The sequence below is a fragment of the Pseudomonas piscis genome, from assembly GCF_009380155.1.
GTDB lineage: Bacteria > Pseudomonadota > Gammaproteobacteria > Pseudomonadales > Pseudomonadaceae > Aquipseudomonas > Aquipseudomonas piscis.
The window spans coordinates 1054714-1068259 of sequence record NZ_WHUV01000003.1 but is presented as its reverse complement, the minus strand read 5'-3'; the positions used below and the strand labels follow the sequence as shown (position 1 = coordinate 1068259).

15 protein-coding genes are annotated in these 13546 nt (G+C 62.7%); 9 read left to right on the top strand and 6 right to left on the bottom strand.

Features of this window, described 5'->3' with window-relative positions; genetic code table 11:
• The first annotated feature begins 408 nt into the window (after positions 1 to 408).
• The gene (gene rhtA, locus GDH07_RS21940; RefSeq protein ID WP_152898856.1) at positions 409 to 1296 is read left to right on the top strand and encodes a threonine/homoserine exporter RhtA; all 888 of its coding nucleotides are present in this window, start codon (positions 409 to 411) and stop codon (positions 1294 to 1296) included.
• A 158-nt stretch (positions 1297 to 1454) separates the two neighbouring features.
• On the top strand, positions 1455 to 1739 hold the full coding sequence (locus GDH07_RS21935; RefSeq protein ID WP_031320227.1) for a hypothetical protein: 285 nt from the start codon (positions 1455 to 1457) through the stop codon (positions 1737 to 1739).
• A 9-nt stretch (positions 1740 to 1748) separates the two neighbouring features.
• Here GDH07_RS21935 and GDH07_RS21930 read toward each other — a convergent pair whose 3' ends face one another.
• A complete protein-coding gene (locus tag GDH07_RS21930; RefSeq protein ID WP_152898855.1) occupies positions 1749 to 2318 on the bottom strand; it encodes a TetR/AcrR family transcriptional regulator in 570 nt (189 codons plus the stop codon).
• A gap of 92 nt (positions 2319 to 2410) precedes the next feature.
• On the opposite strand from GDH07_RS21930, the gene GDH07_RS21925 reads away from it, so the two are divergent.
• Together GDH07_RS21925 and GDH07_RS21920 are read left to right on the top strand one after the other, a co-directional pair.
• Positions 2411 to 3145: an SDR family oxidoreductase gene (locus tag GDH07_RS21925; protein WP_022639865.1), complete on the top strand. Its 735-nt coding sequence runs from the start codon at positions 2411 to 2413 to the stop codon at positions 3143 to 3145.
• Positions 3146 to 3180: 35 nt separating this feature from the next.
• A complete protein-coding gene (locus GDH07_RS21920) occupies positions 3181 to 3777 on the top strand; it encodes a 2-hydroxychromene-2-carboxylate isomerase (RefSeq protein WP_152898854.1) in 597 nt (198 codons plus the stop codon).
• A gap of 76 nt (positions 3778 to 3853) precedes the next feature.
• Here the strand turns inward: GDH07_RS21920 and GDH07_RS21915 are convergent, their stop codons facing one another.
• The 4 genes from GDH07_RS21915 to GDH07_RS21900 all read right to left on the bottom strand — a co-directional run bounded on the left by GDH07_RS21915 (position 3854) and on the right by GDH07_RS21900 (position 8063).
• The gene (locus GDH07_RS21915) at positions 3854 to 5662 is read right to left on the bottom strand and encodes an aminopeptidase P family protein (protein WP_152898853.1); all 1809 of its coding nucleotides are present in this window, start codon (positions 5660 to 5662) and stop codon (positions 3854 to 3856) included.
• 54 nt (positions 5663 to 5716) lie between these two features.
• Positions 5717 to 6874, bottom strand: coding sequence for an aminotransferase class V-fold PLP-dependent enzyme (locus tag GDH07_RS21910; RefSeq protein WP_152898852.1), 1158 nt, complete (start codon positions 6872 to 6874; stop codon positions 5717 to 5719).
• A gap of 209 nt (positions 6875 to 7083) precedes the next feature.
• A complete protein-coding gene (locus tag GDH07_RS21905) occupies positions 7084 to 7698 on the bottom strand; it encodes a LysE family translocator (protein WP_152898851.1) in 615 nt (204 codons plus the stop codon).
• 104 nt (positions 7699 to 7802) lie between these two features.
• Positions 7803 to 8063, bottom strand: coding sequence for a hypothetical protein (locus tag GDH07_RS21900; RefSeq protein ID WP_152898850.1), 261 nt, complete (start codon positions 8061 to 8063; stop codon positions 7803 to 7805).
• A gap of 400 nt (positions 8064 to 8463) precedes the next feature.
• Here GDH07_RS21900 and msuE point away from each other — a divergent pair, with 400 nt between their 5' ends.
• The 4 genes from msuE to GDH07_RS21880 all read left to right on the top strand — a co-directional run bounded on the left by msuE (position 8464) and on the right by GDH07_RS21880 (position 12584).
• Positions 8464 to 9027, top strand: a complete 564-nt coding sequence (msuE, locus tag GDH07_RS21895) for an FMN reductase (protein WP_152898849.1) — start codon at positions 8464 to 8466, stop codon at positions 9025 to 9027.
• A gap of 9 nt (positions 9028 to 9036) precedes the next feature.
• Positions 9037 to 10173 (top strand): FMNH2-dependent alkanesulfonate monooxygenase, encoded by a 1137-nt coding sequence (gene ssuD / locus GDH07_RS21890; RefSeq protein WP_152898848.1) that lies wholly within the window; start codon positions 9037 to 9039, stop codon positions 10171 to 10173.
• A gap of 99 nt (positions 10174 to 10272) precedes the next feature.
• Positions 10273 to 11460, top strand: coding sequence for an acyl-CoA dehydrogenase family protein (locus tag GDH07_RS21885; RefSeq protein WP_343038309.1), 1188 nt, complete (start codon positions 10273 to 10275; stop codon positions 11458 to 11460).
• Between the two features lie 23 nt (positions 11461 to 11483).
• Positions 11484 to 12584 carry a sigma-54 interaction domain-containing protein gene (locus GDH07_RS21880; RefSeq protein ID WP_022639952.1) on the top strand — a complete coding sequence of 367 codons (1101 nt, stop codon included), beginning with the start codon at positions 11484 to 11486 and terminating at the stop codon, positions 12582 to 12584.
• Here GDH07_RS21880 and GDH07_RS21875 read toward each other — a convergent pair.
• Entirely contained in the window at positions 12581 to 12946 is a 366-nt protein-coding gene (locus GDH07_RS21875; RefSeq protein ID WP_022639953.1) for an antibiotic biosynthesis monooxygenase, read from the bottom strand. The genes GDH07_RS21880 and GDH07_RS21875 overlap by 4 nt on opposite strands.
• 105 nt (positions 12947 to 13051) lie before the next feature.
• On the opposite strand from GDH07_RS21875, the gene soxR reads away from it, so the two are divergent.
• The gene (gene soxR / locus GDH07_RS21870) at positions 13052 to 13531 is read left to right on the top strand and encodes a redox-sensitive transcriptional activator SoxR (RefSeq protein ID WP_152898847.1); all 480 of its coding nucleotides are present in this window, start codon (positions 13052 to 13054) and stop codon (positions 13529 to 13531) included.
• Positions 13532 to 13546 lie beyond the last annotated feature (15 nt).

The window sequence follows — 13546 nt, the reverse complement described above, 5'->3', positions numbered from 1 at the left end:
TCTCGTTAGCGGGAGGCGAATTCTACAGCGTTACACGCTGCTGTCAACACCTCTTTTTAACCGCTTTCGATCGAGAGGATCGAAACGCTAACAAGGCCACTTTCGCTGCCTTATCAGCTCCTTTCGGACTTCGATGAACTGAAGCGTGACCGCTGTCGAAATCTTCGCAACTCGTTGAATCTCAAGGAGTTTTCCGTTTCGACTGCGCCGGAAGTGGGGCGAATTATAGACCTGTAGAATCTGCCGTCAAGCATTAATTTGCATTTTCTATGACTCAACGCAAAACAGCCGATTCGACACCTCTATATAGAAGCGTGAAAAAGACTTTGCGCACTATATTGCTCATCTACCGTTAGTTGAGCATCATGCCCCAAGTACTCTTTCTTCCCCATACCTTGGACGCCCTGCATGAACGACCACCCCCGCAGCCTCGCCTCGACCTTGTTTCCGGTCGGCCTGCTGCTTATTGCCATGGCCTCGATCCAATCAGGAGCCTCCCTGGCCAAGAGCATGTTCCCCGTCGTGGGTGCGCAAGGCACCACAGCCCTCAGGCTGGTTTTCGCCAGTATCATCATGCTGCTCCTGCTAAGACCCTGGCGTGCCAGGTTCACCGGCAAGACATTACGCACGGTGCTGGTCTACGGCATGGCATTGGGTGGAATGAACTTCCTCTTCTATATGTCCCTGCGCAGCGTGCCACTAGGAATCGCCGTGGCCCTGGAGTTCACCGGCCCACTGGCCGTAGCTCTCTGCGCCTCGCGCAGGCCACAGGACTTTCTATGGATAGCCCTGGCGATCGTCGGCCTGGTGCTACTGATCCCGACCGGAGCCACCGAGACCGCCATCGACCTGGTCGGTGCCAGCTATGCATTGGGCGCGGGGATCTGCTGGGCGCTCTATATCCTCTTCGGCCAAAAGGCCGGCGCCGAGAACGGGATCCAGACAGCAGCCCTTGGCGTGTTGATCGCAGCACTGCTGGTCGCCCCCATAGGTATCGCCCATGCCGGCGCGGCACTGCTCACTCCATCCCTGATCCCAATAGCGCTGGGGGTGGCCGTATTGTCCACCGCACTGCCCTACAGCCTGGAAATGGTCGCTCTGACTCGCATCCCAGCACGAACCTTCGGCACCCTGATGAGCATCGAGCCTGCCTTCGGTGCGCTCTCCGGCCTGCTGTTCCTGCATGAATACCTGTCCCTGGCTCAATGGGCCGCAATCGCTTGCATCATCCTCGCTTCCGTTGGGGCCACCCTGACCATGCGCCGCGACTCAAAGCCATTAGTTGCAGCTGATTGAGAAGCAACTCTGGTAATTGACGCTCAATTAGGCCATGTTTAGCCGGCTGTTCAACGTCACCCAGGAGGTTGTCGGACAGGGATATCGCCAACGCAAAAGACGCCAGATACTGCAGTCACACTCGGGCATCAGATCCGAGGCTAGCGATAAGGACGGGGATGAAACGATTTTTGATTCTGCTGACCATACTTGCCATTACAGGTTGTGCGGCAACCACCAGCAAGACCGAAGTCAAACGGGGTAAAAAAGGACTCCACATCAATTGCTCGGGTTTGTCCTCTTCTTGGGACAAGTGCTACACCAAGGCAAGCGAGTCCTGCGGACCGAAAGGTTACAAGGTGATCGCCAAATCCGGCGATGCGGTCGAAGATCCAGGGGATTACCCCTTCGGCCTGAACCCTGCCGGCTATACCAGCCGCAGCATGATCGTGATCTGCAAATAACCCGGCTTCTCAGTCGTGGGGCAGGCGCTCCAGTTGTCCGATGATCTGTTCATGATTGCCGGCCAGGAGCTGCTCCTGGAGGCTCGGGCTCACCAGCATCCGCGCCACCACCAGGGCCCCCACGCATTGCGCCAGGATCGACCAGGCCAGGCTCTCGCTGCCCAGCGTTTGCGCCCAGGCCTGGTGTAATCGATAGATAAGATCCTCGGCCCGCTGGCGCACCTCCTCCGGGCCTCGGGAAATCTCCGCCCCCAGCGCCGGCAACGCGCAGCCTGCTCCCGGCTGCTGCACATGGGCCATGCTCAAGTATTGCTTCAGACAGCGTCGCAACTTCTCCCGATCGTGCTGGCCGTTGCCTGCCAGGCGCTCCAGGCTCTGGCGCAGTTCGCGCTCGACAATCGAACCGAACAGCTCGTCCTTGGAAGCAAAATGGCTGTAGAAAGCCCCGCCGCTCAGGCCGATGGCCTTCATCAAGGCATCGACCCCGACAGTGGAAAAACCTTCGTCCTTGGCCTGGACCGAACTGCTCTGCAACAGGCGTTCACGGGTTTCCTGCTTGTGACCGGCGGAATAACGCATCCCTGAAAGCTCCCTAGACATTCTTGACGACTGAAAAATCATAGCATAACGTTCGTTTACCTAACGATCGTTTACCAAAGAGCGAGCCCCTCATGACCTTGAACAAGAAGAAAGTCGTACTGGTGGTTGGTGCCGGCGATGCCACAGGTGGCGCCATTGCCAAACGTTTCGCCGCCGAAGGTTTCATCGCCTGCGTAACCCGGCGCAGCGCGGACAAACTGCAACCTCTGGTGCAAAGCATCCAGCAGGCAGGCGGCGAAGCCCATGGCTTCGCGTGTGACGCCCGCAAGGAAGAGGAAGTGATCGCCCTGGTCGAACAGATCGAAACGCAGCTCGGCCCCATCGAAGCCTTCGTATTCAACATAGGTGCCAACGTGCCGTGCAGCATCCTCGAAGAAACGGCGCGCAAGTATTTCAAGATCTGGGAAATGGCCTGTTTTTCCGGATTCCTCAATGCCCGTGAAGTGGCCAAGCGCATGGCTACCCGCCAGCGCGGCACCATCCTGTTCACTGGCGCGACCGCCGGGATACGGGGTGCCGCCGGGTTTGCCGCCTTCGCCGGAGCCAAGCACGGCATTCGCGCCCTGGCCCAGAGCATGGCCCGCGAGCTGGGGCCAATGAATATCCATGTGGCCCACGTCATAGTCGACGGCGCCATCGATACCGACTTCATCCGCAGCACATTCCCCGAGAAATACGCCCTCAAGGACCAGGACGGCATTCTCGATCCCGAGCATATCGCCGAGAACTACTGGTACCTGCATAGCCAACCCCGGGATGCCTGGACCTTCGAGATGGACCTGCGCCCCTGGAGCGAGCGCTGGTGAACCCTCTCTGCAAGAACAATCATCGAGATTCGATCATGAGCAAAAGCGTGGAGTTCTTCTTCGACCTGGGCAGCCCGACCGCCTACCTGGCCTACACCCAACTGCCGCAGATCTGTGTCCAGACCGGCAGTCAACTGGTCTACCACCCCATGCTGCTGGGAGGCGTCTTCAAGACCACAGGCAATGCCTCCCCCATCAGCATCCCCGCCAAGGGGCGCTACATGCTGCACGACCTGGCACGTTTCGCCCGGCGCTACCAGGTGCAGCTCAGCTTCAACCCGCACTTCCCCATCAACACCCTGTTGCTGATGCGCGCAACCACCGGTGTGCAGATGCGCCTGCCGGAACGTTTCGTCGACTTCATCGACTGCCTGTTCCGCGCACTCTGGGTCGACGAACAGAACCTCAACGACCCCACCACCGTGACCCAGGTCCTGGAACGAAGCGGTTTCGATCCACAGCAGATCCTCGACCTGAGCAATGATGAAGAGGTCAAGGCCAGGCTCAAGGACAAGACCGAGCAAGCGTTGCAGCGAGGAGTGTTCGGTGCCCCCAGCATGTTCGTGGGAGACGAACTGTTCTTTGGCCAGGACCGCCTGGATTTCGTGCGCGAAGCACTGGCTGCACAGTAAGGCCTAGTGCTCCCGGTGGCCTTCACCGGGAGCACGCTCCTTGGCATCACCCGCCTTGCGCGGGTGATGGTGGTTTTCAGATTGCCGCGGTACGCACCTGCAGCCAATCCAGCGCCGCCCCTTGCAACAGGGGGCTCAGGCGCTGCCGCACTTCCTCGTGATAGGCATTGAACCACTCACGTTCTTGCTGGGTGAGCAACGAAGGCTCCAGGCAACGAGTATCGATGGGGCACAGGGTCAGGGTTTCGAAACGCAGGAACTCGCCGAACTCGCTGCTGCCCGCCTCGCGGTTCAACGCCAGGTTCTCGATACGCACCCCCCAACGTCCAGGGCGATAGGTCCCAGGCTCGATGGACGTGATCATCCCCGGCTGCATCGCCGTCTGCGGTGTCGGCGCCGCCTGATAGGCGATCACCTGCGGACCTTCGTGGACATTGAGGAAATACCCGACGCCGTGTCCGGTGCCATGCCCGTAGTCCACGCCTTCGGCCCAGATCGGCGCACGGGCGATGGCATCCAGCAAGGGCGAGAGAATGCCCCGCGGGAACTGCGCACGGGACAGCGCGATGACCCCCTTGAGCACCCGGGTGCAGTCACGCTTCTGCTCGGCGCTGGGCGTACCGATCGGCACCATGCGCGTGATGTCGGTGGTCCCCCCCAGGTACTGGCCGCCGGAGTCGATCAGCAACAAGCCGTCACCCTCGATCACCGCATGCTCCTGGGCAGTGGCATGGTAATGGGGCATCGCGCCATTGGCGTTGAACGCCGCGATGGTATTGAAGCTCAGCGACACATAACCCGGACGCCGCTCACGGGCCGCGGTCAGGTGTTCATCGATGGTCAGCTCGGTGATGCGCTCACGGCCCAGCGCACCGTCCAACCAGGCGAAGAACTCGCACAACGCCGCACCGTCCTGCTCCATGGCCTGGCGAATGTGTTCGGCATCGGCCAGGCTCTTGCGTGACTTGGCCAGGGTCGTGGGGTTGAGCCCTTCGACCAGCCGTACCTGCGGATCGAGGTGCTCCAGCAGGCCCACCGTGACCCGTGCCGGATCGATCAGCAGGCTCGCAGTGCCGGGTACCGCACCCAGGGCCGCCGCCACTTGTGAATAATCACGCAGGCTGACGCCATCGGCTTCAAGTACCGCACGCAGCTGCGCATCGATCTTGTCCAGGGCCACGAACAGGGTGGCCTGTTGCTGGCTGATCAGGGCGAAGGAAACGAATACCGGGTTGAAGGACACATCCGCGCCACGCAGGTTGAACAGCCAGGCGATGTCATCCAGGGTGGCGATGAAATGCCAGTCCGCACCACGCTCCTTCAGCTCCTCACGCAGCGCCGCGAGCTTCTCCACCCGGCTTTGCGTGGCCTGGGGCGGCTGGTGCTGGTACACCGGCTGGTCGGGCAACGCCGGGCGATCATGCCAGGCCTCCAGGAGCAAATCGATATCGGTACGCAGGCTGGCTCCACGCTCGGCCAGCTTGTCGCCCAGGGTACGGGCCGACGCCAGCGCCATGACCGCGCCATCCACTGCAACCACACCACCGGCAGGCGTCTGCTGTGCCAGCCAGTCCAGGGGACCGGGTTGGCCAGGCAAGAGCTTCACCAACTCGATGCCGCTGCCCTTGAGCTCCTTGGTGGCCTGCTCCCAGTAACGACTATCGGCCCACACGCCGGCAAAGTCCGCAGTCACGATCAAGGTGCCGACCGAACCGTGGAAACCCGACAACCATTGGCGCCCCTGCCAGTATCCCGGCAGGTATTCCGACAGATGCGGATCGGCCGAGGGTACCAGCAGGGCATGGATACCCTCGCGGTTCATCAACTGGCGGACATGCGCCAGGCGCTGGGGGACCCCTGCGTTGGTCGAAGGCTGCGTACTCATTGTGTCTCCTTAACCGGCTAATCATTGTTATGGAAGATCGGGGCCGCCCGATCCTCAGGTCTTGGCTCCGGCCCAGAATGCCGGAGCAGTGGCGAGTGACGCCTTGATCAGTTGTGCTGCACGGTCCACATCCTGCTCGGTGGTAAAACGTCCGAGACTCAAGCGAATGGTCCTGCCGGCCTGCCGGGCATCGAGCCCCAGCGCCAACAGCACGTGGGACGGGGTATTGCTTGCCGAATTGCAGGCCGACGTAGCGGAAAACGCCATGGACGCACTCAATGCGGCGGCATCGAACCCACCTTCGGCGAAGGTCAGGCTCAAGGTATGGGGTATGCGCTGGGTATCACTGCCATTGAGGCGCAGGCCGGCGATATCGGCCAATTGCGCGAGCAGCCGCTGGCGCAGGCGGGCGATCTTTGCAGTCTCCTCCTGCCACGACTCCCCCGCCAAAGCGAAGGCCGCACCCATGGCGGCAATCTGGTGGGTGGCCAACGTCCCGGAACGCAGCCCACCCTCATGCCCGCCGCCATGGATCTGCGCCTGCAATTGCTGGCGAGCCCGGGGCCCGACATACAAGGCACCAATGCCCTTGGGGCCGTAGAGCTTGTGGGCGGAAAACGACATCAGGTCCACCGGCCAGCGGGCGAGATCGATGGCGACCTTGCCAGCGCCCTGGGCGGCGTCCACATGCAACAAGGCCCCGTGCTCACGGACCACCTGGCCGATTGCCGGGATGTCGTTGAGAGTGCCGAGCTCATTGTTCACCAGCATCAGCGACACCAGTACGGTGTCATCTCTCATGGCCCGGCTCACTGCCTCGTGGCTGATCAGCCCATCGGCATCGGGCGCCAGGTAGGTCACCGCCACGCCGGCATCCTGCAACTGCCGGGCAGTATCCAGAACCGCCTTGTGTTCGATCTGACTGGTGATGACATGGCCGCGGGCCTGTATCACACCCTTGAGCGCCAGGTTGTTGGACTCGGTGGCCCCCGACGTCCAGACGATCTGTTCCGGCTCCGCACCGACCAATTGCGCCACCTGCTGCCGCGCATTCTCGACGCTGCGACGCGCCTGCTGGCCGAAGGCATGGGAGCTGGACGCCGGATTGCCGAAATTGCCATCGAAGCCCAGGCACTCGAGCATCACCTGGATGACCCGCTCATCCACCGGTGTGGTGGCAGCGTAATCAAGATAAAGAGGACGTGTGTTCATGGCTGAAAACCTGCAGAGCTTGTTCCAGGACCGGGGTCGACTCGAAAAAGAAGACCCATCGACGCGTCATTCGCAGCAGGCGCATCAACGGTAGTCAGCGAGGCGATACCCGATCAGATGCTTAAAGGAAGAGGACTTCATTTAAAAGTGCGTAGGAACGCTCCTGGCAGCCAGCTTAACAGGCCAGGACCGCAAAATTGAAGTGGGACTTAACAAAGGCTTTCCACCAGCAGTGGAACCAAGGACAGCACCAACAGCGCCGCCATCCCCAGGTTGAACAGGCGCAACCAGCGCGGATTGCGCAACACATTGCGCAGCAGGCTGCCGCAGGCCGCCCAAAGACTGACGGTCGGGGCATTGATCAGGGCAAATACCGCAGCGATCACCAGCACATTGGTGAAATAGCCTTGCAGCGGCGTATAGGTGCTGATGGCGCCCACAGCCATGACCCAGGCCTTGGGGTTGACCCACTGGAAAGCCGCGGCCCCCCAATACCCCAGGGGCCGGCCCCGGCCCTGCTGCTCATCGGATAGAGGACCGGAACGGGCGATCTTCCACGCCAGGTACAACAGGTAGGCCGCCCCGACATAGCGCAGCACGCCGTACAGCAGTGGATAAGCCTCGAACACCGCCCCCAGGCCCAGGCCGACCGCCAGCACCAGCACGAAGAAACCGCAGCTGATGCCGAGGATATGCGCAATCGAGCGCCTGAAGCCGAAGTTCACGCCTGAGGCCAGCAACATGGTGTTGTTGGGGCCAGGGGTAATCGAAGTGACCAGGGCAAACAGGGCGAACGCCAACAGCAGGTCGGGGCTAAGCGGCATGGTTTGAAGGATCCGGGAGCAGGTCGGTCAGGCTTCGACCCTACTCCACGCCCACGGCGAAACCCACGGACAGTTGACGGAAACTTCGACCGGTACAGTCTTCTTCAACTGGCTGGCTGGACACGACTGATACTACGTTGGGCGCTCATTTCACCGCTGTCATCGAAGGCCGCCGAATGCCCCTGCAACTCGGCCTTCTTCTGCTGGTACTCCTCGAACGACAAGCCGCGCCGGCTCAGGGCTTCCAGGGCCAGCTCGCGGGTTTCCTGGGCGGTATAGGGACGCAGTTCCGGAGCACCGGGGCTGGCGCAGCCGGCCAGGACACTGGAAACCAACAACAGCAAGACAACGGATAAAGCCTTCATGGCGGGCACCTGGAGCAGGTTGCGAACGATGGAGCCAGGCTACTCGCGGCCCGCGCGGGGCAAAAATCATCCCGCTCGATAGTCGCTATCGACTGTTCATGGATCGACGCTAATCAACATGCATATTCCCAAAAATTCTATAAATAGAGAAACACGCTCTTTTGCGGAATAAAAAACAGCATTTATAACAACCACATCCCGTCACCAACTGTTGCCAGGGCAACTGTTGCGCTGGCAACAACCGATCAACAAAACAGTGCTGGTCCAACAACAGCCAAACCTTGCTCACAAGGCGCAAGCCTCGTGGCACAAGGCTAACAGGGGGTTGGTACAGCTCTTGCTCCAGGGCCTGGCACCTGCCAAGGCTCGTCGAGCCACTGTCTTTGCCAAGGAGTTGTCCATGTCCCGTCCCTTGAATGTCGTTGCCCTCTCCGGTGGTACCTGGCGCCCGTCCCGGACCCTGGTCCTGACCCACGCCCTGCTGGCCGAACTGTCGAGCCAACTGCCGATCGCCAGCCACCTGATCGAACTGGGCGACATTGCCCGGCCCGTGGGTGCGGCCCTGTCGCGCCAGGAATTGCCGCCTGAAGTGGAGGCCGAATTGCAAGCCATCGAGAACGCCGACCTGCTGATCGTCGCCGCCCCGGTATATCGCGGCTCCTATCCGGGCCTGCTCAAGCACCTGTTCGACCTGATCGACCTCAACGCCCTGGTGGACACCCCGGTCCTGCTGGCCGCCACCGGCGGCAGCGAGCGGCATGCCTTGGTCCTGGACCATCAGTTGCGCCCACTGTTCAGCTTCTTCCAGGCCCTGACCCTACCGATCGGCGTGTATGCCACCGAGGCCGACTTCAGCGACTACCGGATCACCAGCGAGCTGCTGCAGGCACGCATCCGCCTGGCCGCCGAGCGAGCCGCGCCGCTGTTTGCCGCGCACCTGGACAAACTGCTGAAAATCGCCTGAGGAGCAAACATGGATGTGTTCTGGTTTCTCCCGACCCACGGCGACGGTCATTTCCTGGGCACCACCCAGGGTGCGCGCCCGGTCACTCTCAACTACCTCAAGCAAGTGGCCCAGGCCGCGGACAGTCTCGGCTATCACGGCGTGCTGATTCCCACCGGACGCTCCTGCGAGGACTCCTGGGTCATCGCCTCGGCCCTGGTACCCCTGACCGAGCGCCTGCGCTATCTGGTGGCGATCCGCCCCGGGATCATCTCGCCCACGGTCTCGGCACGCATGGCCGCGACCCTTGATCGCCTGTCCAACGGCCGTTTGCTGATCAACGTGGTGACTGGCGGCGACCCGGACGAAAACCGTGGTGACGGCAGCTTCCTCAGCCATGGTGAGCGCTACGAGGTTACCGACGAATTCCTGCGGATCTGGCGCCGGGTGCTGCAAGGCGAGGCCGTGGATTTCCAGGGCAAGCACCTGCATGTACAAAACGCCAAGGCCCTCTACCCGCCGGTGCAGACGCCCTATCCACCGTTGTATTTCGGTGGTTCCTCCGAGGCTGCCCATGAACTGGCCGCCGACCAGGTGGACGTCTACCTGACCTGGGGCGAACCGCCAGCGGCAGTGGCGCAGAAGCTCGCCGACGTGCGCGAGCGCGCTGCCCGCAAGGGTCGCCAGGTGAAGTTCGGGATCCGCCTGCACGTCATCGTGCGCGAAACCGAAGAGCAAGCCTGGAAGGCCGCTGACCGGCTGATCGAGCACATCAGCGACGAAACCATCGCTGCCGCCCAGCAGTCGTTCGCGCGGTTCGACTCCGAAGGCCAGCGACGCATGGCCGCCCTGCATGGCGGGCGCCGCGACCAGCTGCAAATCGCGCCCAACCTCTGGGCAGGGGTCGGCCTGGTACGCGGTGGCGCCGGCACCGCCCTGGTGGGCGATCCACGGCAAGTAGCCGAACGGATCAAGGAATATGCGGACCTGGGCATCGACAGCTTCATCTTCTCCGGCTATCCGCATCTGGAGGAGGCCTACCGCTTCGCCGAACTGGTGTTCCCGCTGCTACCGGAACCCTACGCCAGCCTGGCCGGCCGTGGCCTGACCAACCTGACCGGGCCGTTCGGCGAAATGATCGCCAACGACGTGCTGCCCAACCGCTGAGCTTCGCAGCCAGCCGTGGCCAGGCGCCCCTGGCGCCAGCGACGGCTCCTGCACCGTCCTTCCCCGGCCGCAGCGACGGCCAAGAATGAGGAACACCGCGTGACTGCCACACCGCAAAGCGCCCTGTTATCCCCCCTGCAGACCGCCCGCCAGCTAGCTGCCGAATTCGCCCTGAGCGCCGTCGAGCGCGATGAGCGCGGCGGCACTCCCAAGGGCGAACGCGACGCCCTGCGCCACAGCGGCCTGCTGGCCCTGAGCATTCCCCGCCAGTTCGGCGGTCTCGGCGCCTCCTGGAGCGAAACCCTGCAAGTCGTTCGCGAATTCGCCAGGGTCGACAGCTCCATCGCCCATGTCTTCGGCTTCCATCACCTGATGCTGGCCACCGTGCGCCTGTTCGCCCGGCCCGAGCAGTGGCAGCCATGGTTCGAGCAGACGGCGCGCAAGAACTGGTTCTGGGGCAATGCCCTCAACCCCCTGGACACCCGCACGGTGGTCAAGAACCTGGGGGGCTGGCGCGAATTCTCCGGCAAGAAGAGCTTCTGTTCCGGGGCCAGCGATTCGGAAATGCTCATCGCCTCGGCGGTGGACGAGAGCAACGGCGGCAAATTGCTGATCGCGGCGATTCCCAGCGGCCGCAGCGGCATCACCCTGCACAACGACTGGAACAATATCGGCCAGCGCCAGACCGACAGTGGCAGCGCCACCTTCGAGCGGGTCAGGGTCGAGGAGTCCGAACTGCTGCTGGACCCGGGCCCGCTCAGCACGCCATTCGCCTGCCTGCGCCCATTGATCGCCCAATTGACCTTCAGCCACATGTTCCTCGGAATCGCCGAAGGTGCCTTCGCCGAGGCCCGGCAATACACCCTCGGCGAAACACGGGTCTGGCATCGCTCCAACGCCCGCGACATCAGCCAAGACCCCTACATCCTCAGCCACTACGGCGAGTTCTGGGTGGCCCTGGAAGGCATCCGCCTGTTGGTGGAACGAGCTGGCGTCCTGCTGGACCAGGCCTGGGCCAAAGGCCCCGCCCTGGGCGCCGAAGAGCGGGGACACCTGGCCACCGCCATCGCCACCGCCAAGGTCGCTGCCAGCCGCCAGGGCCTGGAGCTGTGCAGCCGGTTGTTCGAGGTCACCGGGGCCCGCTCGACCCACGCTTCCCTGGGCCTGGACCGGCATTGGCGCAACCTGCGCACCCAGACCCTGCACGACCCACTGGACTACAAGCTCCATGAGCTGGGGGACTGGGCGCTGAACCAGGCCCTGCCGACCCCGACTTTCTATTCCTAGCCTTCTGCCTGCGGAGAATGCCCATGCAGCTTCTGACCCTGCCCCCCTCGCCCGCCCTTGCGACCTCGATCCGCGCCACTGCCCAAGTGTTCGAGGACCCGAAATCCCAAGCCTTGCTGGCCCACCTGCAGCAGGTGGCGCCAAGCGAGGCCAGCGTGCTGATCATTGGCGAGACCGGGACCGGCAAGGAGTTGGTGGCACGGCATATCCATAACCTCAGCGCACGACGCAACCGCCCTTTCGTGGCGGTCAACTGCGGGGCCTTTTCGGAATCCCTGGTGGAAGCCGAACTGTTCGGCCATGAAAAAGGCGCCTTCACCGGCGCCCTCAGCGCCAAGGCCGGCTGGTTCGAGGAAGCCGATGGCGGCACCTTGTTCCTGGACGAGATCGGCGACCTGCCCATGGCCATCCAGGTCAAGCTGTTGCGGGTGTTGCAGGAGCGCGAAGTCGTGCGCCTGGGATCACGCAAGAGCATCCCCATCGATGTGCGCGTGCTGGCAGCCACCAACGTGCAGCTGGAAAAGGCCATCAACGCCGGGAATTTCCGCGAAGACCTGTACTACCGCCTGGATGTGGTCGGCCTGGAACTGAGCCCGCTGCGAGAACGCCCCGGTGACATCCTGCCGCTGACTCGGCACTTCATCGAGGCCTACAGCCAGCGCCTGGGCTACGGCAACATCAGCATCAGCCCGCAGGCCGAGCACAAGCTCAAGAGCTACAGCTGGCCGGGCAATATCCGCGAGCTGGAAAACGTCATCCATCACACTCTGCTGATCTGCCGCGACGGGGTTATCGCCGAGGGCGACCTGCGCTTGTCGAACATGCGAATCGAACGCGCCGACGACGGCCACTGCGGCCCCGACGACTCAGCCGAGGGCTTGTTGGAGCGGGCCTTCCAGAAACTCTTCGCGGAGCAGGCCGGCGCGCTCCACGAAAAGGTCGAGGACGCCCTCTTGCGCGCGGCCTACCGCTTCAGCCACTACAACCAGGTGCATACCGCCAACCTCCTGGGGCTGAGCCGCAACGTCACCCGGACCCGGCTGATCAAGATCGGCGAGCTGGCGGTGAACAAGCGCCGGCCTGCGGACAACCTCAACGAGCGCACCCTGCAGTTGTCGATCTAGCCCGGCAAGTGGCAATGCAAGGCATCGTCATGGCTGCGGGCGATGCTGGTGCGTACCTGAAAGGAACCGAAGGTCACGGTCTTGGCCTGGTGCGCCAGGATCAGTTGCCAGAAGTCCTGCTCGCCACTCTCGAAACGCTGGAACGCCGCCTCGCCGGCCTCGCGGGTTTGCCACTGCAGGTAGTTGAGCACCCGCCGCCCATCGTCGCTGGCTTGCACACTGGCGCTGAGGAAACCGCCGTAGCCCTGGGCCAGCCGTTCGCTCTGCGCTGCCAGGGCCGATACCAGCGCCTCTTGTTGATGAGGCTCGATCTCGAACTCGATCAATTGGGTGAAGCTGCGATGTCTTTCAAAGGCGCTCATGGGTCATTCCCTACTGCGGAAGAGGATCTTGCGGTTGGATATGCGGCAGGGTAAAACCTCTAGTTAAGTAAAGGTCAAGCCCGTTTTTCACTTTTGGCGCACTCGATGATCGATCACGACACCATCCACAAGGAACTCACCGTCGGCCAACTGGCCGCCCGCAGCGGAGTAGCGGTCACCGCGCTGCATTTCTACGAAACCAAGGGGCTGATCAAGAGCCAGCGCAACCAGGGTAATCAACGCCGCTATCCGCGCTCGGTGCTGCGCCGGGTAGCGTTGATCAAGGTGGCCCAGCGCCTGGGCATTCCCCTGGCGGAGATTGGCCGGGCCCTGGCCACCCTGCCCGATGACCGGGCGCCCAGCGCCGCGGATTGGCAGCGCTTGTCGGAGCAATGGAGCCGCGAGCTGGACGCCCGTATCCAGCAGCTCACCTTGCTGCGCGAACGCCTGAACCTGTGCATCGGCTGCGGCTGCCTGTCGATGCAAGGCTGTCCGCTGCGCAACCAGGGCGACTATCTCGGGGAAACCGGCCAGGGCGCCCGCCTGCTGGAACCCGATGCGCCCAGCGATGACCTGACACCTTAGGCATGTCGAGACGGC